Source organism: Streptomyces sp. NPDC088197 (assembly GCF_044741185.1).
Lineage (GTDB): Bacteria > Actinomycetota > Actinomycetes > Streptomycetales > Streptomycetaceae > Actinacidiphila.
In genome coordinates this window covers 56,599-76,316 of record NZ_JBIUSD010000021.1, presented here as the reverse complement: position 1 = coordinate 76,316, position 19,718 = coordinate 56,599, and the positions used below count along the sequence as shown (strand labels likewise).

General features: G+C 73.1%; 16 protein-coding genes. 5 read left to right on the top strand and 11 right to left on the bottom strand.

Annotated features, from left to right (window positions below; genetic code table 11):
- Nucleotides 1-14: 14 nt before the first annotated feature.
- Nucleotides 15-974, bottom strand: coding sequence for a LysR substrate-binding domain-containing protein (locus ACIOC1_RS32615; protein WP_391046321.1), 960 nt, complete (start codon nt 972-974; stop codon nt 15-17).
- 70 nt (nt 975-1,044) lie between these two features.
- Between ACIOC1_RS32615 and ACIOC1_RS32610 the strand changes: the two genes are divergently transcribed.
- Nucleotides 1,045-2,166 carry a TDT family transporter gene (locus ACIOC1_RS32610; RefSeq protein ID WP_401857768.1) on the top strand — a complete coding sequence of 374 codons (1,122 nt, stop codon included), beginning with the start codon at nt 1,045-1,047 and terminating at the stop codon, nt 2,164-2,166.
- Between the two features lie 15 nt (nt 2,167-2,181).
- Here the strand turns inward: ACIOC1_RS32610 and ACIOC1_RS32605 are convergent, their stop codons facing one another.
- Nucleotides 2,182-2,931 (bottom strand): helical backbone metal receptor, encoded by a 750-nt coding sequence (locus ACIOC1_RS32605; RefSeq protein WP_401306835.1) that lies wholly within the window; start codon nt 2,929-2,931, stop codon nt 2,182-2,184.
- Nucleotides 2,932-2,979: 48 nt separating this feature from the next.
- Between ACIOC1_RS32605 and ACIOC1_RS32600 the strand changes: the two genes are divergently transcribed.
- A complete protein-coding gene (locus tag ACIOC1_RS32600) occupies nt 2,980-3,918 on the top strand; it encodes a 5'-3' exonuclease (RefSeq protein ID WP_355332893.1) in 939 nt (312 codons plus the stop codon).
- Between the two features lie 75 nt (nt 3,919-3,993).
- Here the strand turns inward: ACIOC1_RS32600 and ACIOC1_RS32595 are convergent, their stop codons facing one another.
- From ACIOC1_RS32595 to ACIOC1_RS32570, 6 genes are read right to left on the bottom strand one after another with little or no spacing between them, the layout of a single operon-like run.
- On the bottom strand, nt 3,994-5,229 hold the full coding sequence (locus ACIOC1_RS32595; protein ID WP_401857764.1) for a cytochrome P450: 1,236 nt from the start codon (nt 5,227-5,229) through the stop codon (nt 3,994-3,996).
- Complete coding sequence (locus tag ACIOC1_RS32590; RefSeq protein ID WP_401857761.1) at nt 5,226-6,527, bottom strand: cytochrome P450; 1,302 nt, start codon at nt 6,525-6,527, stop codon at nt 5,226-5,228. Before ACIOC1_RS32590 ends, ACIOC1_RS32595 begins: the two co-directional genes overlap by 4 nt.
- The gene (locus ACIOC1_RS32585; RefSeq protein ID WP_355332899.1) at nt 6,527-7,153 is read right to left on the bottom strand and encodes an ATP/GTP-binding protein; all 627 of its coding nucleotides are present in this window, start codon (nt 7,151-7,153) and stop codon (nt 6,527-6,529) included. The genes ACIOC1_RS32590 and ACIOC1_RS32585 overlap by 1 nt, the downstream gene beginning before the upstream one ends.
- Nucleotides 7,128-7,493, bottom strand: a complete 366-nt coding sequence (locus tag ACIOC1_RS32580) for a DUF742 domain-containing protein (RefSeq protein ID WP_355332902.1) — start codon at nt 7,491-7,493, stop codon at nt 7,128-7,130. Before ACIOC1_RS32580 ends, ACIOC1_RS32585 begins: the two co-directional genes overlap by 26 nt.
- The gene (locus ACIOC1_RS32575) at nt 7,490-7,912 is read right to left on the bottom strand and encodes a roadblock/LC7 domain-containing protein (RefSeq protein ID WP_355332904.1); all 423 of its coding nucleotides are present in this window, start codon (nt 7,910-7,912) and stop codon (nt 7,490-7,492) included. Before ACIOC1_RS32575 ends, ACIOC1_RS32580 begins: the two co-directional genes overlap by 4 nt.
- The gene (locus ACIOC1_RS32570; RefSeq protein WP_401857757.1) at nt 7,909-9,504 is read right to left on the bottom strand and encodes an ATP-binding protein; all 1,596 of its coding nucleotides are present in this window, start codon (nt 9,502-9,504) and stop codon (nt 7,909-7,911) included. Before ACIOC1_RS32570 ends, ACIOC1_RS32575 begins: the two co-directional genes overlap by 4 nt.
- A gap of 430 nt (nt 9,505-9,934) precedes the next feature.
- On the opposite strand from ACIOC1_RS32570, the gene ACIOC1_RS32565 reads away from it, so the two are divergent.
- From ACIOC1_RS32565 to ACIOC1_RS32555, 3 genes are all read left to right on the top strand, one after another.
- Nucleotides 9,935-10,720, top strand: a complete 786-nt coding sequence (locus ACIOC1_RS32565; protein WP_355332910.1) for a polysaccharide deacetylase family protein — start codon at nt 9,935-9,937, stop codon at nt 10,718-10,720.
- A 128-nt stretch (nt 10,721-10,848) separates the two neighbouring features.
- Nucleotides 10,849-11,550, top strand: a complete 702-nt coding sequence (locus ACIOC1_RS32560; protein WP_401857754.1) for a FadR/GntR family transcriptional regulator — start codon at nt 10,849-10,851, stop codon at nt 11,548-11,550.
- Entirely contained in the window at nt 11,547-12,206 is a 660-nt protein-coding gene (locus tag ACIOC1_RS32555; RefSeq protein WP_401306814.1) for an alpha-ketoglutarate-dependent dioxygenase AlkB family protein, read from the top strand. Before ACIOC1_RS32560 ends, ACIOC1_RS32555 begins: the two co-directional genes overlap by 4 nt.
- Before the next feature lie 75 nt (nt 12,207-12,281).
- Here ACIOC1_RS32555 and ACIOC1_RS32550 read toward each other — a convergent pair whose 3' ends face one another.
- The 3 genes from ACIOC1_RS32550 to ACIOC1_RS32540 all read right to left on the bottom strand — a co-directional run bounded on the left by ACIOC1_RS32550 (nt 12,282) and on the right by ACIOC1_RS32540 (nt 19,580).
- A complete protein-coding gene (locus ACIOC1_RS32550; RefSeq protein WP_401857751.1) occupies nt 12,282-16,463 on the bottom strand; it encodes a carboxypeptidase regulatory-like domain-containing protein in 4,182 nt (1,393 codons plus the stop codon).
- A gap of 168 nt (nt 16,464-16,631) precedes the next feature.
- Nucleotides 16,632-17,678 carry a LuxR C-terminal-related transcriptional regulator gene (locus ACIOC1_RS32545; protein ID WP_391161009.1) on the bottom strand — a complete coding sequence of 349 codons (1,047 nt, stop codon included), beginning with the start codon at nt 17,676-17,678 and terminating at the stop codon, nt 16,632-16,634.
- Nucleotides 17,679-17,873: 195 nt separating this feature from the next.
- Nucleotides 17,874-19,580 carry a nitrate/nitrite transporter gene (locus ACIOC1_RS32540; RefSeq protein ID WP_401721201.1) on the bottom strand — a complete coding sequence of 569 codons (1,707 nt, stop codon included), beginning with the start codon at nt 19,578-19,580 and terminating at the stop codon, nt 17,874-17,876.
- Between the last annotated feature and the right edge of the window lie 138 nt (nt 19,581-19,718).

Below are 19,718 nucleotides of genomic sequence, written 5' to 3'. Positions count from 1 at the left end.
ACCCCTCGCCGCTCTTACCGCTTGCCGCTCTTGCCGCTCTTGCCTCGGGTCAGCGTCAGCAGGTCGCGCGCCGGGCCCGCCGGGCGGTGGCCCGCCGTCCACACCGCGCGCAGCGACCGGCCGAGGTCGAGACCGGCGACGGGGACGCGGACGAGGCGGCGGGCGGCCAACTCCTCCACGACGGCGAGTTCGCTGAGCACCGCGGGCCCCGCGCCGCTGACGGTGGCGGCCTTCACGGCGGTGGTCGAGGCGAGTTCGAGCAGCGGTACGGCCGGGCCGCCGTGTCCCGCCAGGCCCGCGTCGAGCACCTGCCGGGTGCCGGAGCCCTCCTCGCGCAGGACGAGCGGGGTCGCGGCGAGTTCGGCCGCGGTCAGCGCCTTGCGGCGGCGGGCCCAGGGGTGGGCGGGCGCGACCACGACCAGCAGCAGGTCGTGCGCGATCACGACGGCGTCCAGACCCGCGGGGACGTCCACGCCCTCGACGAAGCCGAGGTCGGCGGTGCCCGCGAGCACCTGCCGGGCGACGGCCGCGGAGTTGCCCGCGGCGAGCGAGACGGCCGTGTCCGGGTGGCTGCCGTGCAGGGCGATCAGCCAGCCGGGCAGCAGGTATTCGGCGACGGTCATGCTGGCCGCGACCCGGAGCCGGGAGTCGCGCCTGCCGCGCAGCGCCCGCGCGCCCGCGTCGAACGCCTCGGCGGCCTCCAGCACCTTGCGCGCCCACTCGCTGACCAGCGCCCCCTCGTCGGTGAGGCGCGAGCCGCCGGGCGAGCGGCGGACCAGCGCCACGCCGAGCTGCCGCTCCAGGCCGCGCAGCCGCCCACTGGCCGCGGGCTGGCTGATGCCCAGCTCCCGCGCGGCCCGCCCGAGGCTGCCGAGCCGCGCGACGGCCAGCAGCAGCTCCATGGCGGCGAGGTCGGGGACCCGGCGGGCGAGCGGAGTGCCTGGTGGGGGCGGCGCGGTGGACGGCTGAGCCATAAGCCCACGTTATGCCCTCATAGCCTCGCGGGCTCTACCGGGGCGGCCCGCGGGAGGGGAGGGTCGGAGCATGGCCACTGTTCACGCCGCGCAGCCGTTCGCCCAGGTCCGTACCCGTGTCCCCGCGGTACGGCACGTCGGTCCCAACTGGTACGCCACCGTCATGGGGACGGCGATCGTGGCGAACGCCGGGGTGGCGCTGCCGGGCGGGCAGCGCTGGCTGCGGGACGTGTGCACCGGGGTGTGGGCGCTGTCCGCGGTCCTGCTCGTCGCGGTCCTCGCGGCCCGCTGCGCGCACTGGGCCTGGCACACCGACCAGGCGCGGCGCCATCTGCGCGACCCGGCCGTGGCGCCGTTCTACGGCTGTCTGCCGATGGCGCTGCTGGCCGTCGGCGCGGGCACGCTGCTGCTCGGGCCGCCCGTGCTCGGGGAGCGTACGGCGGTCACGGTCGGCGCGGCGCTGTGGGCGGTCGGGACGGCGTCGTCGCTGGTGGTCGCGGCGGCCGTGCCGTATCTGATGGTGGCCAGACACCGGATCGGCCTCGACGACGCGTCGCCCGTGTGGCTGCTGCCGGTGGTGGCGCCGATGGTCGCGGCGGCCACCGGGCCCGCGCTGATCCCGCGTCTGCCCGCCGACGCCGTACAGGCCAGGGAGGCGCTGCTGCTGGGCTGTTACGCGATGTTCGGGCTGAGCCTGCTGGCGACGCTGACGATGCTGCCGCTGGTGTGGTCGCGCCTGGTGCGCCGCGGGCCGCTGCCGCTCGCCCTGACCCCGACGCTCTTCCTGGTGCTCGGTCCGCTCGGGCAGTCCACGACGGCGGTCGGCCAGGGCGCCGACGTGGCCTCCGGCGCCGTCCCCGCCCCGTACGCGACGGCGCTGCGCGGCTTCGCGGTGCTGTACGGCGTCCCGGTGATGGGCTTCGCGCTGCTGTGGCTCGCGGTGGCGGCGGCCCTGGTGGTACGGGCGGCCCGGCGCGGGATGCCGTTCGCGATGACCTGGTGGGCCTTCACCTTCCCGGTCGGCACCTGCGTGACCGGCGCGGCGAGCCTGGCCCGGCACACCGGTCTGCACGCGCTGGGCTGGCTGGCGGTCGGGCTGTACGCGGCGCTGGTCGTGGCCTGGCTGGCGGCGGGCGCGGGCACGCTGCGGGGGACGGTGAGCGGCCGGTTGCTGGCGGCGCCCACGGGGTGACCGGTTTGACCGGTCTCAGTACGTGCGCGCCGCCCTCAGCGCGGCCCCCACGACGGCGGGCGCTCGCACCAACGAGGGCCCGTACCAGGTGAGATGGCGACCGCTGACCAGGGCGGCGGGCAGGCCGGGGAAGGACTCGGGGCCGTCGTCGGCGGTGAAGCGGTACGGCTCGTCGGGGAGGACGACGAGGTCGGCGCCCACGGCCCGCAGCTCCTCGACCGGGACCGCCGGGTAGCGCTCGGCGTGTCCGGCGTAGGCGTTGCGCACGCCGAGCCGGGCCAGCAGGTCACCGGCGAAGGTGTCGCGGCCGAGCACCATCCACGGCCGCCGCCAGATCGGCACGACCGCCGTCGCCGTGACCGCGGGCGCCGCCGGAATCCCCCGCCAGGCCGCCTCCGCCTCGTCCAGCCACCGCGGGCGCGGCACCCCGCAGCCGTCGACCAGCATCCGGTGCAGCTCGCCGAACGCCTGGGGCAGCGTCCGTACGTCGGTGACCAGGACGCGCACTCCCGCGGCCCGCAGCGCGGCCAGGTCGGGGGCGCGGTTCTCCTCCTCGTTGGCGACCACGAGGTCGGGGGCGAGGGCGACGACGGCGGGCACGTCGGGGTTCTTGGTGCCGCCGATCCGCACCACGTCGAGGTCCGCCGGATGGGTGCACCAGTCGGTCGCGCCGACCAGCAGTTCCGGCGCGGTGGCGGCGACCGCCTCGGTCAGCGACGGCACCAGCGAGACCACCCGGCGTACGGCGTAACGGCCCTGATTCACCCGCCCACCGTACGACGGACTGTCCGACCCCCGTGCGATGCTGGCGCCGTGACTGACGACACGCCCGGCGGCAAACTGCTCCTGCTCGACACCGCGAGCCTGTACTTCCGCGCCTATTTCGGGGTGCCCGAATCGGTGAAGGCACCGGACGGCACACCGGTGAACGCGGTGCGCGGGCTGCTGGACTTCATCGCCAGGCTGGTCGCCGACCACTCCCCCACCGCGCTGGTCGCCTGCATGGACGCGGACTGGCGCCCGCAGTGGCGGGTGGACCTGATCCCGTCGTACAAAGCGCACCGCGTGGTCGAGGACACCGAGGGCGTCGAGGAGGTGCCCGACACGCTGTCCCCGCAGGTGCCGGTGATCGAGGCGGTGCTCGACGCGATCGGCGTCACCCGGGTCGGCGTCGCCGGTTACGAGGCGGACGACGTCATCGGCACCCTCGCCACCGCCTCCCGCACGCCGGTGGCGATCGTCACCGGGGACCGCGACCTGTTCCAGCTCGTGGACGACGCGCGGGGCGTGCGCGTGCTCTACCCCCGCAAGGGCGTCGGCGACTGCGACGTCATCGACGAGGCGGCCATCCAGGACCGGTACGGGGTGCGGGCCGGGCAGTACGCGGACTTCGCGGCGCTGCGCGGCGACCCGAGCGACGGGCTGCCCGGCGTGAAGGGCATCGGCGAGAAGACGGCGGCCCAACTCGTCACCGAGTACGGGGACCTGGCCGGTGTGCGGGCCGCCGCGACCGACCCGATGTCCAAGCTGACCCCGGCCAGGCGGCGCAACATCGTGGAGGCCGCCGCCTATCTCGACGTGGCGCCCAAGGTCGTGGCCGTCGCCGCCGACGTACCGCTGCCGGACTTCGATCCGACGCTGCCGGGCGAGGCCGCCGACCCCGAGGTGCTGGAGTCGCTCGCGGAGCGCTGGGGGCTCGGCGGCTCGCTGACCCGGCTGCTGGACACGCTCGCCGCCAAGGGCGCGCGCTGATCCTCTTCACGTGCGGCCTTGACGTGCTGCCCTTACGTGCTGGGGGCCTTCGCGCGCGGCCGTGCGGCAGCGGCGTCAGCCGTGCAGATGGACCGGGATTCGCTGCCAGCCGTAGGCGATGAAGGACGGCACCTGCTTCAACTCGTCCTGCGGGACGGCGAGTCGGAGGTCGGGGAAGCGCTCGAAGAGGGCCGGGAGGGCGGTGCGCGCCTCCATCCGGGCCAGCGGTGCGCCGATGCAGCGGTGCACACCGATGCCGAAGGCGAGATGGTCGTCGGCGGCCCGCGTCGCGTCGAACTCGGCGGCCGTGGGCCCGTAGTGCGCCGGGTCGTGGCCGGCGGCGGCGTACGTGGTGACGATGGCGTCGCCCGCCGGGATGGTGACCCCGTCCACTGTGATGTCGCTGACCGCGAAGCGCAGCGGCAGCGCCGCGATCGAGGGGTGGACGCGCAGCACCTCGTCGATGACCGCGTCCCAGCCGATCTCCCCCGCCCGTACGGCGGCGAGTTGGCCGGGGTGTGTGAGCAGCGCGACCACCGCGTTGCCGATGAGGTTGACCGTGGTCTCGAACCCGGCGCCGATCACCAGCAGCAGGGTGTAGAGCAACTCCTCGTCGCTGAGCCGGTCGCCGTCCTCGGCGCGCATCCGGATCAGCTCGGTGGTCATGTCGTCGCCGGGGTGCTCGGTCCTGTGGCCGATCAGCGCGGGCAGCACGACACCGATCTGCTCCTGGACGAACCGTCCGTGCTCCGGGGTCGGGTCGGAGGTGTCCATGATGGCGGCGATCAGCGTGCCCGTCGCCTCCGTCAAGTGGTCGGGGACGCCGAAGAGTTCGCAGATCATCCGCATCGGCAGCGGGTGCGCGTACGCGGCGCGCAGGTCGACCGGCCGGCCGTCGGCCGCCGCCAACTCCGGTGCGCTCAGCAGCTCCTGAGTGATCGTCTCGACGCGGACCCGCATCGCCTCGGTGCGCCGGGCGGTGAAGCTGGGCGCGACGAGCTTGCGCAGCCGGGCGTGGTCGGAGCCGTACGTGGAGAGCATGTTGACCACGCCGACCCAGCCGAGGACCCAGCCCCAGGCGGGGTGGTCGCCGACCTCGGACCACAGCGCCCAGTGCTGCCGCGGGTCGCGGCTGACCCGCGGGTCGAGGATCAGCGACTTGAGCGTGTCGTAGCCGGTGGGCGCCCAGGCCGGGATGCCCCCCGGCAGTTCGACCGGCACCACCGGGCCCAGCGCCCGTAACTCGGCGCTCTCCAGGGGGATGTCGGTGCCGAACGGGTCGATGGCCACACGGGCGGCGTGCGCGGTCATGCGCGGTCTCCGGTCTGGTCGGGGGTGCGCGGGGTGAAGCGGACGGGCAGCGCCGTCAGCGAGCGGTGGAACGGGCCCGGCCGCCAGGTGAGGCGGTCGCGGTCGGTGGTGGGTTCCAGGTCGGGCAGCCACTGGGTGAGGCGTTCGATGGCCTCGGTGGCGATGAGCAGGGTGTGCTGCTTGACCGGGCAGGAGTGCTCGCCCGCCGACCAGGACAGGTGGGAGGCGTCGCCCGGGTGGTGGGCGCCGCCCGACTCCTGCTCGGCGAAGTGGCCCAGCGCGCCGTAGGAGATGACGACGGGCACGGCCGCCCGCACCCACACGCCGTGGAAGCTCAGCGGCTCGCGCGCGAAGTGGATGCCGTAGTTGGACAGCGGCGTCTCGTACCGCAGGACCTCGACGACGGCGTCCATGACCGGGCGGGAGCCGCTGGTCAGCGTGGTGTAGAAGTCGGGGTTGCCGAGGATGCGCGACAGCGCGTTGGAGACCAGATTCGCGGTCGGCTCGTGGCCCGCGCCGAGGGTGAGGAAGACCTGCCAGGTCACCTCTTCGGCCGTCAGGTCCTCCGGGTGGTCCAGCAGCCAGCTTGTCAGGTCGGGGCCGCGGGTCTCGCTCTTGGCGGCGATCAGTCCGAGCACGTACGCCCCGAACTCGGCCTCGCCCTCGGCCGCTTGGACGCCGCCCTCCATCATCTTGCCGAGCGCGACCTCCAGTCGGCCGCTCTCGCTGTCCGGCAGCCCGAAGAGGTTGTTGAAGATCAGCGACATCAGCGGGCGGGCGAAGTCGGCGACGAGGTCGGCGTGGCCGACGGGTCCGAAGCGGCCGATCAGGATGTCCACCGCGCGGTGCACCCGCTCGCGCAGATCGGCGGGTTCCACCAGGTCGACCGCGTCGGCGAAGGCGCGGCGGTAGCGGACGTGCGCGTCGCCGTCGGAGAACAGGGTGTTGGGCCGCCAGCGCATCATGCCGAGGATCGGCGCGTCCTCGGCGACCGTGGACTCCCACGGGCGCGGGTCGTGCGACCAGGTCTCCGCGTCACGCAGCAGGTCGAGCGCGGCGCGCCGGTCGGTGACGACGTACGCCGGTACGCCCGGCGCGAGTTCGGCCCAGCCGAGCGGGCCCTGCGCCTTGAGCGCCGCGTAGTAGCGGTGCGGGTCGGCGGCGAAGCCGTCCTCCCAGAGCCGGACCGGCGCCGACCGGGCGAAGGTGTCGGCGGGGGTGGCGGGCGCGGAGGAGGACGGTGGGGAGGATGACGGCGCGGCGGGCGCGGGAGAGGGCGCTGCGGGAGGGTGATTCATCAGAGGGCTCCGGGCGTTGGGTCGGCGTCCTTGCGGTCGATCAGGTGCTGCACCAGCGCGAGCAGCGCGTCGACGGAGGAGTTGGTGTCGCGCGCGTCGCACGCCACCATCGGCGTGCCGGGCTCCAGGTCGAGCGCCTGCCGCAACTGGGCCTCGGTGTACGTCCGTGCGTCGGGGAAGGTGTTGAGCGCGACGGCGTACGGCAGGCCGGTCTCCTCCACCAGGCCGAGGACGTCGAAGGAGTCGTTGATCCTGCGGGTGTCGACCAGCACCAGCGCGCCCAGCGCCCCGTACGCGATGTCGGCCCACAGCGAGCGGAACCGTTCCTGCCCCGGGGTGCCGAACAGGTACAGGACGACGCCGCCCGCCATGCTGATCCGGCCGAAGTCGATGGCGACGGTGGTGGTGGTCTTGTCACGGACGCCGTCGAGGTCGTCGACGGCGGCGGACGCCTCGCTGAGGTGTTCCTCGGTGTGCAGGGGGCGGATCTCGGAGACCGAGTCGATCAGCGTGGTCTTGCCCACCCCGAACGGACCCGCCACCAGGATCTTCACCAACTCGCGGGCGCTGTCCGGCAGATGTACGTCGCCTCGGTGGGGGTCAGTGCTTGAGGGCGCGGAGGCCATCGGCCACTCTCTTCAGCAGGTCGGGTTCCGGTAGGTCGGCTACGGGTACGGGCGGACGGACGCTGACCAGCCCCCGGTCGGTCAGCTCCGCGGCGAGTACCCGGACGGCGGAGACGGGCAGCCCCAGCAGGGCCGCCGTCTCCACCACGGTGAGGGATCCGCCGTCCAGCAGTTCCAGCAACGCGTGCTGGGCGGCGGGGAGTTCGGCGGGAATCGCGCCGTCGGCGTCGGTGCTGGTCAGCACGGACAGCCGCTCCAGGCTGTCCCGGCTCGGCCGCGCCACCCCGCCGGTGGACAGATAGGCGGGGACCAGCGGGCGGCCGGTCCGGCGGCCGGTCATTCCGCGGTGCCGCCATCGCCCGCGCGGGGCGCGGCGGTCATGGCCTTCTCACCGAGCCTGGCCACCTGCGAGTGGACCCGGTGGGCGAGCAGGTCGAGGCGGACCTCGGGACCGCCGAACGCGGCCACGCACGTGCCGTGTTCGGTGGGCGCGACCAGGATGTAGCCGTGGTCGGACTCGATCACCACCTGCCGGATTCGCGCGTCGGTCCGGTCCGCGAAGGCGGCGGCGGCCGTACGGCAGGCGCCCTGGACGGTGCTGGTGATCGCTGCGGTGCGCTCGGCGGTGGCCTGGGACAGCGCCTCCGAGTACCCGGAGACGAGACCGTCCCTGGTGAGCAGGACGGCGGCGGTGACATGCGGGATCTCCAGGATCGGATCCAGCACCCACGCGGTGTCGCCGGTGTCGCGGCTGGTCATCGCGGGTCGTTCCCTTCGGTGTCGACGGCGTTTCTGGCCGCGGCGGTTCCGGCCTGGAGGGCGCCGAGGGCCGCGGCGGCCTCCTCCGGTGTGCGGGCGGGTGCCGCGGGCGCGGCGGCGGTCCCGTTCGCCGCCGCCCTCCCGTGGGCGGCGCGGGCCTTGCGTCGCCGTTGCGGCAGCACCTCCGCGGCGGTGTCGTCGGCCCCCGTACCGCTGTCGGCCCCGGGTCCGGCGTCCGGTTCGGGTCCGGCGTCCGTCTCGGCCGCCCGCTGGTGCCCGGCCGCCGTCTCGCGTACGGCCGCGGAGGCGGATACGGCTGCGGGCTCGGTGTCCGCCGGGGACCCGGCGCGGGCGTGGGCCGGGTCGGGCGCGCCGTCGTCCGCGACGGCCGGGCGGGTGGAGCGCGGCGTGCTGGCGGCGGGCGGCTGCTCGACCGGGTCGATATGGCTGAGCAGGTGCTTCCTGACCAGCAGGACGGCCCGGACGCCGCCGTAGGGCGACGGCGAGGAGAGGTCGACGGACAGGTCGAAGCGCCGGGTGAGCTGGCCGATCGCGGCCAGGCCCATGCGCGGCGGGTCGCCGAGGTCGGAGAGCAGGATCGGGTCGGTGCCCGCGACCATCTTCTGCGCGTACGCCCGCTCGTCGGCGGCCATGCCGACGCCGGAGTCGTCCACGGTGACGGAGACACCGTGGTGGACGGCTTCGAGGTTGACCACCACGGCGGTGTCGGGCGCGGAGTGCCGCAGCGCGTTGTCCAAGAGCTCGGCCACGATGATGGCGACGGGCTCGACGGCGTGCGAGACCAGCGCCGTACCGGGTTCGAGGTGGTTGTTGACCCGGACGCGGTGGTAGCCGACGAGCCGGGACTGGCCGCCGGTCACCGCCTCGACCAGGTGCGACTCCTCGCGGGCCAGGCCGACCCAGGCCCCGCACACCACGGCCGTCACCTGGGCGCGGCGCAGCGACTGCTCGTTCTCGTGGTCGAGGGCGAACAGCGTCTGGGCCAACTCGGGCTCGTCGTAACGCTGTTGGAGTCCGCGCAGGACGTCCTGGAGGCGGTAGAGCCCGGCCTGGATGTCGCGGGTGGCGCCGCGCATGCCCGCGCGGGCGGCTGCGTCGACCCGCTCGCGCTCCCGGGCGGTCGCGGCGAGGACGGCGGTGAGGACGTCCCCCAGGGCGGCTTCGATGTCGGCGGGCGGGGGTCCGGGGGCCGGGCGTTCAGCGGCTGGGGGTCCGGGGTGCGGCGGGTCGGGGTGCGGCGGTCGGCCGTCCGGGGATTCGCCGTCCGCGGTGGCCCGGCCGCCGAGGGTTCCGGGGTGCAGCGGTCCCGGCACCCGGACGTGCGGGTGGGCGGCGCGGGTGGCCTCGGCGGGGATGCGCGCGGCGGCCAGGTGGGCGATCTCGGCGGCGACGGCCGTGGTGACCCGTTCGGTCTCCTGCCGCGCCTCGTCGAGCCGGGACCGCAGCCCGGCGATCTCCGCGCGCTGCCGGGTCCTGTGCCGTAAGGAGCGCAGCAGGCCGCCGCCGAGCACTAAGGCGGACACGGTCCCGGCGGCCAGGCCGGCGACGGCCAGGTCCGGTATCTCGATCATCGAATCGGCCTCGGAGGATCAGGGAACGGCGGGACGGCGGGCCGCCCGGGGGCGGGCCGTGCCCAGTACACACTGGAACCGATCGGTCGCGCGCTGTTTTGCACGAAGATCCTTTTCGATATGGCACGAGGGCGACCGGTTCTGCCCGAAGTGTCGACACAACGGACATTCATGCACCGGGGCACCCCTGTCCCACCTGCGGCGTGGCCGAAACACCCCGCTATACATGCCGTACATAGCGGGTGTGTAGGGTGAAGTCTCCGTCCGCTCAGCAGACACAGAGCGGACATACAGACTTCGCACGGATGTCGCCCGGCGAGCCCGCGCGGCGGGCCGGGCGGAGCCCCGTGCCGAGCAGCCGTACGCAGCCGCGCGGTGCCGTTCCGAGCCACCGCGCGGCGCGCCCACGCACAGACCCGGAGGACCCGCCATGCCAGGAACGCCCTCAGCCATACGACGCCGGTGCGCCGGAGCCGCGGTGGCGGCGGTGGCGCTGGCGACGGCGCTGAGCGGGTGCACCACCTATGACACGCAGTCCCCGCGCAGCGCGCGGAACGCGGCGGCGAAGAAGGCCGGGGCCGACGCGGCGCTGCCCGCCGGGGCCGTCGACTGCCGCAAGGCCAAGTGCATCGCGCTGACCTTCGACGCGGGTCCCAGTGAGCACACCCCCGCGCTGCTGAAGGTCCTCGACGAAAAGAAGGTGCGGGTCACCTTCTTCCTGCTGGGCCACAACCACGTGGACAAGTACCCGGACCTGGTCGCGCAGATGGGGCGGAACGGGAATGTGCTGGGCAACCACACCTGGACCCACCGCAGGCTGACCGACCTCAAACCGGCCGAGATCCGCACCGAGTTGGACCGGCTCAACACGGCGGTCGAGAAGCTGACCGGCAAGCGGCCGACGCTGATGCGCCCGCCGCAGGGCCGTACCAACAAGGAAGTCGCGAAGATCTCCAAGGAGTTGGGCCTGTCGCTGGTGCTGTGGAACGACACGGCGAGCGACTACGCGACCACCGACTCCGCGCTGATCCACAAGCGCATCCTCAAGGACGCGCACCGGGACGGGATCATCCTGCTGCACGACCTCTACAAGGGGACGGTGCCCGCGGTGCCCGGGATCATCGACTCGCTGCGCGCCGAGGGCTACACCTTGGTGACCGTGCCGGAGCTGATGGCCCCCGCGAAGCCGGAGCCGGGGAAGATCTACAAGCCCTGAGGCCCCTCCCGCGCATCGAGCCCCGCTTTCGGCCGCCGTCCCGCTCGGGTCGCCGTCCCGGTGGCCCCGAGTAAACTGATCTTGGGACGACTCCTCAGAGAACCTGAGACCTGCGAGGTGAGACGCCGATGACCGTCGGATCACTGCGCCCCAGTCCGCTCGTCGAGCAGGCCGCGCAGCGCCTGCGGGACCAGATCGCCGAGGGGCGCTGGCCGGTGGGCGCCAGGCTGCCGGGCGAGACGGCGCTCGCCGCGTCGCTCGGTGTCGGCCGGTCCACGGTCCGCGAGGCGGTACGCGCCCTGGCCGGTGCCGGGCAGCTGCGGACCCGCCAGGGCGCCGGGGTGTTCGTCATCGCCACCGAACCGGTCGAGGAGTGGTCGGCCAAGCTCGGCAGGGCGGCGGCGACGGACGTCCACGAGGTGCGCGCGCTGCTGGAGACGCGGGCCGTACGGCTGGCGGCGCGGCGCCGTACCGACGAGGACGCGGCGGCGCTCGACGCAGCGCTGACCTCGGCGCTCACGGCCACCGCACGCGCCGCCCGGCCGAAGGCCGCCGCCGATCCGGCGGCCCGCGTGGACGCCGACCTCGCGCTGCACGCGGCGCTGGTGGCCGCGGCCGGCAATCCCGTACTCACCGATCTGTTCGCCGAGTTCGCACCCGCCTTGCGCGAGGCCATGTTGGCCCTGGGGACCGCGGGTCCTGGCGGTCACGAAGCGCTGGTCGCGGCGGTGCTCGACGGCGACGCGGACGCGGCCGAGCGCCTGGTCGCGGCCGAACTCGACGTCATCGCCCGCCTGTTGCGCGAGGCGCGGGCCAGGAGCGCGGCGTGAACGCGCTCATCCCCCGGCCGCGCTCGCGGCCCGCGCCCGGCGCCGTCCACGTGCCCGGCTGGCTCTCCCCCGAAGAACAGGCCGAGTTGGTGGCGGCGTGCCGCGCGTGGGCGCGCGGCCCGGTGCCGATGCGGCGCACCCGGCTGCCGCGCGGCGGCGTCATGTCGGTGCACACGATGTGTCTGGGCTGGCACTGGAGCCCGTACGCGTACTCGCGGATCGCGCACGACGTGAACGGCGCCCGGGTCGCCGCGTTCCCCGAGCGGCTCGGCGAGTTGGGCCGCCGCGCGGTGGCGGACGCGTACGAGGACGGGGCCGCGGGGGCGGCGTACGCGCCGGACACGGTGCTGGTGAACTTCTACGGCGAGGGCGCCACGATGGGCATGCACCAGGACAAGGACGAGAAGTCCGGTGCCCCGGTGGTGTCGTTGAGCATCGGCGACACCTGCGTCTTCCGCTTCGGCAACACCGAGACGCGCGGAAAGCCGTACACCGACGTGGAGTTGGCCTCCGGTGACCTCTTCGTCTTCGGCGGGCCGTCCCGCTACGCCTTCCACGGGGTGCCCAAAGTCCTTCCGCACACCGGCGATCCGGCCGTCGGGCTGAGCGGCGGACGCCTCAATCTGACGCTGCGCGTCACCGGCCTCACCGACTGACGCCCCTCGCGCGGCGGCGCCCCCGCCGCCGGTGGGAACCGGCGACGGGGGCGCGCTGCTGCGAAGGAGTCCCGATCAGTCCTTCAGCAAGGTGAAGTTGCTGGTGACGGTCGCTCCCTTCGTGATCTTCACGGTGGCCACGGTCGGCTGCCAGCCGTCCTTGGCCACGATGAGCTGGAGCGGGTTGTTGCGGACGTCCAGCCACAGGGCGTACGTGCCGTCGGGGGCGGTCTTCAGCGTGTAGTGCGTCGCCCAGGTGTTGATCTGGACGGTGGCCCCGGCCAGCGGCGATCCGCCGCCGTTGACGGTGCCGGTGATCTTGCCCCAGGTGGCGGGCGGCTTGACGGTCAGCGACACGGGGATCGGGGCGATGCTGTACGGCGTGTCACTGGCCAGGCCGATCGAGGCCGAGTACGTCCCCGGCTGGGTGATCTCGGGGACGGACGCGTCCAGGGTGACGGTCAGCGTGGTGCTGGCGCCGGGTGCGACGGTGACGGACGTGGCGCTCTCCGACAGCCAGGTGACGTCGGTGACGTCGGGCTGGTCGTAGCCGGGGAGCACTTCCGCGTTCTTGGCCGGGGTCTGGCCCGCCAGGCCGCCGACCGAGTAGAAGCCGGCGCCGCCGCTGCCGCGGTAGAGCGAGGCGTTGGCGTTGGGCAGCGCCGTCCAGGTGTTGTCGGTGGGCTGGTAGGCCCACGTCTGGTTGGTCAGCGCGGCGCCCGCGTTGATGGCACCGCCCTTGACCAGCAGCACGCCGTTGGCCGAGGTGTACGTGGCGCCCCACGCGTCGGTCGGCTGGTCCGCGATCGGCGACCAGGAGTCGGCGGCGGGGTCGTAGACGTACGCGTGAGTGGTGCTGCCCGCGTCCGTGGTGCCACCGGAGCAGTAGAGCTTGCCGGTGACCGCGCCGCAGGACTCCCAGGCGATGGGCTCCGGGTAGGCGGCGGCGCTGGCCCACGTGTTGGTGGCCGGGTCGTAGGAGGTGACGTCGGCGGTGCCGCACGCGGTGGCGGTGCAGCCGCCGACCGAGTACAGCTTGCCGTTGAGCACCGCGCTGCCCGCGCCCGCGTACGGCTTGGGCGAATTGGCTCCGGTGCTCCAGGTGTTGGAGGCGATGTCGTAGATTTCCAGCTTGGCGTCCGGGTTGCCGCTGGCGCCCCAGCCGCCGGCCGCGTAGAACTTGTCGCCGATCACACCGTGGACCGGGGCCTCACGGGTGTCGGCGGCGGAGGCGAGCTTGGTCCAGGCGCCGCTGTCCGCGCTGTAGGCGTACAGGTCGCTGGTGTCGGCCACGCCGGTGAAGCCGAACGCCGAGTAGACGGTCCCGTTGTGCACGGCCACCGCGTTGTCACCGGTGGGTACGGGCAGGTCGGGGATGGTCTGCCAGGCGTCGCCCGCCGCGCCCTGCGCGTTGGCGGCGGCGTCGGTGGTGGCCTTGCCGCCGGGCGACAGCGCGCCCTTCTTGGCGCTCGCGCCGTGCGTGGTGAGCGACAGCGGCGAGTAGTGGCCCTTGACGAGGTTGAGCGGGGCGCCGCCGGCCTTCTGGAGGACGACTCCGCCCGGCGTCTCGCCGAGGGTGACCGTGGCCGGGGCGTTACCGGTGTTCTTCACCGTCACGACCTGGCTCGCGCTCTTGCCCCAGGCGACGGTCTTGCTGATGCTCGCCGGGGTGACCTTGATCTGGCCCGCCTTGAGGGCGAGGTTGTGCGAACCGACGCCGTCCCTGGGGACGTTCACGGTCGCGGTCGCCGAGGTGTACTTCGACGCGGTGGCCGTGATCGGGTGCTTGCCGGTGAGGTGCGAGAACATCCAGAAGAAGCCGTCGCCCAGGTTCGGGTCGTCGGGCGTGGCGTTGGTGGTGGTGTGGTCGTCGGGCGCGTCGGTGCTGGTGACGGTGGCGCCGTTGACGCCCGCCTTGGTGTTGCTGTCGGTCACGTTGCCGACGATCAGGCCGCCGCTGACCGGGTCGTAGGTCCGCTTGCCGACGAAAACGTTGTCGAGCTGCCACCAGTAGGCCCAGTTGCCCTTGTAGTGGAAGCGCAGCCGTACGTCGCTCTTGCCCGCGTAGTCGGCCAGCGGGAGTTCGACGTGCGTGGGACCGGCCACCGAGGTGGTCGTCTTGTGCCAGACGGTGGTCCAGGTGGCGCCGGCGTCGGTCGAGACGTCCACGTCGGCGGTGGAGTTGCTGAACGCCTTGTAGTCGGTGTCGAAGCCGAGCACCGGGGCGGCGACGTCGGTGAGGTCGTAGGACGGGGACAGCAGCGAGCTGTCCTGGCTGAGACCCTGGCCGATGTTGTCGCTGTCGATGTTGGCGAAACCGCCGCTGCCGCCGGTCCTGTTGCCGCGAGCGCCCGGGTCGTTGAAGACCCAACCGCCGTTGGTGCTGTCCGCGTTGGTCACCGACCAGCCCGCCGGGGGTCCGGTGGTGGAGGTGAACGCCTCGCTGCTGCCGGTCAGGTGCACCGCATAGCCGGGCGCCTGGTCGGACGACGGGTCGACGGGCACGGGGACGTTGAGCGTCTGGTCGGCGGTGCCGATCTGGAGGCTCTTGTCGACCGTCTTGTAGCCGGGGTAGTTGGCGCTGACGTGCAGGGTGTACGCGCTGCCCTGAGGGAGCGTCAGCGAGTAGTCACCGGTGACGGGGTCGGTGTAGACCGGCGCGCCGGGGACACCGTCGACGGTGATCTTCGCGTACAGCGGCCAGCCGTGGCCCGAGCCGTCGGTGACCTTGCCCGCGACGGTCTGCTTGGCCACCGCGTCCAGGGCGAAGGAGGTGGTGACGGTGGCGCCGTCGGCCAGTTCGACGGCGGACGCGGTCTTGCTCGCGTAGCCGTAGGCGGCGGCGGTCAGGTCGTAACTGCCCGGCGGGACGTCCAGCTTGTAGCCGCCGGTCGCGTCGGAGGTGGCGCTGTAGTCGCCCGCGGTCACCTTGGCGCCCGCGATGGCCGCCCCGGTGGCGTGGTCGGTGACCTTGCCGGTGAGCACGCCGTGCGGGCCGCTGCGGAAGGCCGCCAGGCCGTTCGGGGTGCCGAGGCCGGTCGGGCCGTCGTAGCCGGGGCCCGCGGTGCACTGCTGGGTGGGCGAGCAGGTGCCGTTGTTGCCCGCGGTGACGTCGTTGAGTGCGCCGGCCTGCGCGTACGGGTAGGAGTTCGGGTACGTGCCCGCGGCCGGGGTGCCGGCCGACGCGTACACGCCCGCGATCAGCGGGGAGGAGGCGCTGGTGCCGCCGTAGACCGCCCAGCCGTTGCCGCCGTAGCCCTGGTAGACGGAGACGCCGGTGACCGGGTCGGCGACCGCGGAGACGTCGGCGACGGACCGCTTGTCACAGAAGCCGTTGGTCTGGAAGGCCGGCTTGGGCTCGTAGAGCGAGCATCCCGAACCGGGGCCGCCGTAGGTGTTGTTCCACACGGACTCGGTCCAACCGCGGCTGGTGCCGGTGTCCTTGGCGAGCGCGGTGCCGCCGACGGAGGTCACGTACTGCGAGGCCGCCGGGTAGCTGACGCCGAAGCCGTCGTCGCCGGAGGAGGCGACCACCGCGACACCCGGGTGGTTGTAGTACGGGTCCATGTCCGTGGTCTCGGACGGGTCCTCGCCGCTGCCGGGCGTGCTGCTGTAGCCGGTCCCGTAGGAGTTGGAGACGTACTTCGCGCCGAGCGCGACCGCCTCGTCCACCGCGGCGCCCAGGTCCGCGAAGTTCGCCGAGTCGGCCTCGACCAGCAGGATGTGGGCGTTGGGGGCGGCTGCCGAGACCATGTCGACGTCGAGCGAGATCTCGCCCGCCCAGTCGGGGTCGGGTGACGGGTAGTCGGTGCCGCCGCGCTGGCTGACCTTCTTGAAGCAGCCGTTGGCGGTGGTGCACTCGGGCAGGCCGTACTGCGCCCGGTAGATCGCCAGGTCCGCCTCGGCGGTGGGGTCGTCGTAGGCGTCGACGATGGCGATGGTCTGGCCCGCGCCGCCGTCGGCGGGCAGGTTGTACGCGTCCTGGAGATCAGTGGCACCGAAGCCGGCCGGGGTGGCGGCGAGCGGCTGGATGCCCTTGTGCGCGGCCACGTCGGTGCGGCGCAGCGCGAAGCAGCGGAATTGACCCGGCTGGGCGTCGCCGCACTGCCGTACGACGTCGGGCCGGGAGGAGGGTGCGGCGGACGCCGTTGCCGCGGCGGGCAGTTGAAGGCCGAGCAGGGCGATGGTGGCCGACGCGAGGGCGGCTACCGCGGTAGCGGCGCGCCGACCTCCGCTCCGTCTGGGAAATATGCGCAAGGCGGGACTCCGTGATGCCGGAGGGGACCGTGCCATGACGAGGTCGTGGCCGGTTGCGGTCCGATCGAACCGCTGGCGTATACCTGTGCCTCACACGCACCACTGGAACCCGAAGTGATTGTCGGATACCTGACATCACCCACACCGGAACTGCACGTCGCGTTCACGTCAACCAGACGGCACAACCTCACCGCGTCCGTATCCGTCGTCCAGCCAGCCGTGCCGGGCCGCGTGCCAGACCAGCCGTATACGGTTGTCGACTCCGGCGTCCCGCTGCATCGCCGCGATGTGCCGCTGCACGGTCCGCACCGCGACACCCAGGGCGCGGGCCATCGCCGCGTCCGTGCTGCCGCTCACCAGCATGGCCAGGATGCGCAGTTGGACGGCGCTGCGGGCCGGTCCCGCGTCGGCGCGGGCCGGCGAGGGTCCGGCGTCGGGGCGGCCGAGCGGCACCGCGTCCGCCCACACCGACTCGAAGAGCGTGACCAGCGCGTCGAGCAGTCCGCTCGGCCGGATCACCAGCATCACCGGGTCCGGTGGCCGCGCGTCGGCGGGCAGCGGCAGCAGCGCCAGCGAGTGGTCGGCGACGCACAGCCTCACCGGCAGCCGGTCGGTGACCCGGACGAACGCCTGCTGCCGGGTGCCCGGCGGGTCGAGCGCGGCCAGCGGGTCCAGGCCCATCGACTCCAGGCCCGCCCGCTCGAAGACCACCCGGCGGCGTATCCCCGGCACGGCGGCCGAGCCGCAGGCCAGCGGGTCGGGGACGGTGTCGTCCGCCGTGTCCTTGTCGGTACGGACGAAGGCCATCAACTCCGAGACGGCCGAGGCGTGGAGCTGTTCCGCCCAGCGGCCGATGGCGGCCTGGCCCTCGACCACCCGGACGATCTCCTCCGCCCGGTGGCCCTCGTGCACCCGCTGGTACTCCACGCCCAGCCGGTCGAGCAGTTCCCGGCCGCGCCGCAACTGCTCCTGGGCGCGGGACACCAGCGGCAGCAGCGTGCTCTGCGGCGGCACCGGATACCAGCGCCCGTCGCGCCCGAGCTTCGCCAGGCCGCGCCCGGCCAACTCCCCGCAGGCTTCCTCCGCCCGCGCCCTCGACACCCCCATCTGCCGAGCCAGTTCCGCATCGGCCACTCCCCGCGTGGCCACCAGCAACGGGTAGGCCCGGTCCGCGTCGGCACTCAACCCCAGAGCCTCAAACGGACGTTCGCTCATGATCGGGACTGTAGCCCTCACGGGCCGCCGAGACCGGCGATTCACACAGGCGCGCCATGGCCGTCGCACATCATTCATGGGCCCGCCGGGCGCCGAGGCACCTGACGGGCCCATGACCGGGCCATTACCCCCGCATGACTGACGCTGTGTCATTTCTTGAGCACGGCGGGCGATTTCGCGGGTGTGCCGTGTGCCTCAGGCGGGTTCCGCCGCGAGCGCCGCCATTTCGCGGTCCACCGCCGCCTGGTGCTCATCGGCGTCCTGCTTGGCCCGCTTGGGACTCCAGCGACCGGCCATCACGAACACGAACGGCAGGAAGAGGACTTGGCCGCCGACACAGATCCACCACCAGGTACGCCACTGGCCGGGGCCGTCGTGCGCGGCCTTCTGCACCTTGGCGCCGTACTTAGTGAGCACCGCCAACTGCGGCTGCGCCTTCTGGACCACGGCGAGGTCGGCGGGGCCGACCTCCTGGACCGCCTGCTGGGTGAGGGCCGCGGGCGCCTTGCCCGGCGGGTACTTGCCCAGTTCCGCGAAGAGTTGGGGATGGGCGTTGACGACGGCGAGCGCGGGCGCCGCCTGCCGCTGCGCGACGGTGACCTCGGTGCCGTGGTCGACCAGCGGGGTGACGGAGGTGACCAGCACCGGGATGAAGGCGGCCGAGACCGCCACCACGATCCTGATCGTCCAGCCCCACACCGCCAGGCCCGTCGCGGTGGCCGCCGGATTGTGCTTCTCGACGGTCTCGGTGAAGCTCGCCATCCACGGCCCGTAGGCGATGCCGCTGAAGACGCCGATCCCGATGAACAGCCACGCGAAGGTGTAGTAGCCGGTGGTGGGGTGGGTGGCGCGGGAGGCGAAGATCGCGGTCACCACGATGGAACCGACCGCGCCCACGATCATGAACGGCTTGCGCACCTTGAGCCGGTCGGAGATCACGCCGATCACCACCAGGGCGATGGCGTTCGCCGCCCAGTACCAGTTCGCGACCGCGTTGGCCCGCTGCTCGGTGTAGCCGTAGGTGGTCGCGAAGTAGACGACGAAGTTGCCGACGGCCGCGAAGTACAGCAGCAGGAAGAGCGAGATCGCCAGCGCGGAGCCCGCCACGTCGAGCCGGAGCATCTGCCGCCACTCGCCGCGCCTCGCGGCCTGCGGGTCGATGCCCTTGGCACGTGCCTCGACCAGCGCCCGGTCCCGCAGCGTCACCATGATCTGGTCGCGCAGTCCGGGGGACAGCTCGCGCAGCGCGAAGATCGCGATCACGAAGACCACCAGGCCGGAGACGCCGGAGTAGCGCAGCTCGTCCTGCCAGCTCGACGTGTCCAGGGTGTTGCTGGTGACGGTGGTGACGACGAGGCTGCCGATCACCGGCCCCATCGTCCAGGCGCCCATCGCGGTGGCCCGCCCGACCTGCGGCGAGAAGTCGCGGATCAGCGCGGGCGTGGCCACGAGCACGATGCCCTCGATAAAGCTGACCAGCGCGAACAGCACCAGATACGTGGTCTTGCCGCCCGCGTTCGGCAGTCCGAGGAAGACCAGCAGCGACGCGACGAGCAGCCCGTAGACCACCAGATTCGCCCGCCCCCAGCGGTCGGCGAGCCCGGCCACCAGCGAGGCGAAGGCGCCCACCGCGTTGCCGATCACCGAGACCCACACGAAGTAGCGGTAGGTCATGTCGAAGTGCGTGATGATCGACGTGGCGACCGCGTACTGGATGTAGAGCATGTAGTACAGCACGACCGTGGTGATCACCACGATCGCCAGATACGCCATACGACGCCCGGTGGCCGGATATTCGGCCAGGTCACGGCGGTAGAGCCGACTGAGCGCGGTACGGGCGCCTGCGGACCGGGCGTCGGGCCCGGGTCTGTCGGCGTCGAGCGGCGTCGGGGTGGCGGACATACGGCTCCTCCTGGAGATGCTTGGAGACCGGGTGGAGTGGCACGGGGACGGCACTGCTGCGGCCCCTCGGGGGTGCGGTGCGGCCGGCCCCGAAGGTGTGGCCAGAGGCTAGTACCGACTGGTCGGTATGCCTAGGGG

What these genes read in the sequence shown, in the direction of transcription:
- ACIOC1_RS32615 (WP_391046321.1), bottom strand. Translation starts at nt 974, where the DNA reads ATGGCTCAGCCGTCCACCGCGCCGCCCCCACCAGGCACTCCGCTCGCC.
- ACIOC1_RS32610 (WP_401857768.1), top strand. Translation starts at nt 1,045, where the DNA reads ATGGCCACTGTTCACGCCGCGCAGCCGTTCGCCCAGGTCCGTACCCGT.
- ACIOC1_RS32595 (WP_401857764.1), bottom strand. Translation starts at nt 5,229, where the DNA reads ATGACCGCGCACGCCGCCCGTGTGGCCATCGACCCGTTCGGCACCGAC.
- ACIOC1_RS32590 (WP_401857761.1), bottom strand. Translation starts at nt 6,527, where the DNA reads ATGAATCACCCTCCCGCAGCGCCCTCTCCCGCGCCCGCCGCGCCGTCA.
- ACIOC1_RS32585 (WP_355332899.1), bottom strand. Translation starts at nt 7,153, where the DNA reads ATGGCCTCCGCGCCCTCAAGCACTGACCCCCACCGAGGCGACGTACAT.
- ACIOC1_RS32580 (WP_355332902.1), bottom strand. Translation starts at nt 7,493, where the DNA reads ATGACCGGCCGCCGGACCGGCCGCCCGCTGGTCCCCGCCTATCTGTCC.
- ACIOC1_RS32575 (WP_355332904.1), bottom strand. Translation starts at nt 7,912, where the DNA reads ATGACCAGCCGCGACACCGGCGACACCGCGTGGGTGCTGGATCCGATC.
- ACIOC1_RS32570 (WP_401857757.1), bottom strand. Translation starts at nt 9,504, where the DNA reads ATGATCGAGATACCGGACCTGGCCGTCGCCGGCCTGGCCGCCGGGACC.
- ACIOC1_RS32565 (WP_355332910.1), top strand. Translation starts at nt 9,935, where the DNA reads ATGCCAGGAACGCCCTCAGCCATACGACGCCGGTGCGCCGGAGCCGCG.
- ACIOC1_RS32560 (WP_401857754.1), top strand. Translation starts at nt 10,849, where the DNA reads ATGACCGTCGGATCACTGCGCCCCAGTCCGCTCGTCGAGCAGGCCGCG.
- ACIOC1_RS32545 (WP_391161009.1), bottom strand. Translation starts at nt 17,678, where the DNA reads ATGAGCGAACGTCCGTTTGAGGCTCTGGGGTTGAGTGCCGACGCGGAC.
- ACIOC1_RS32540 (WP_401721201.1), bottom strand. Translation starts at nt 19,580, where the DNA reads ATGTCCGCCACCCCGACGCCGCTCGACGCCGACAGACCCGGGCCCGAC.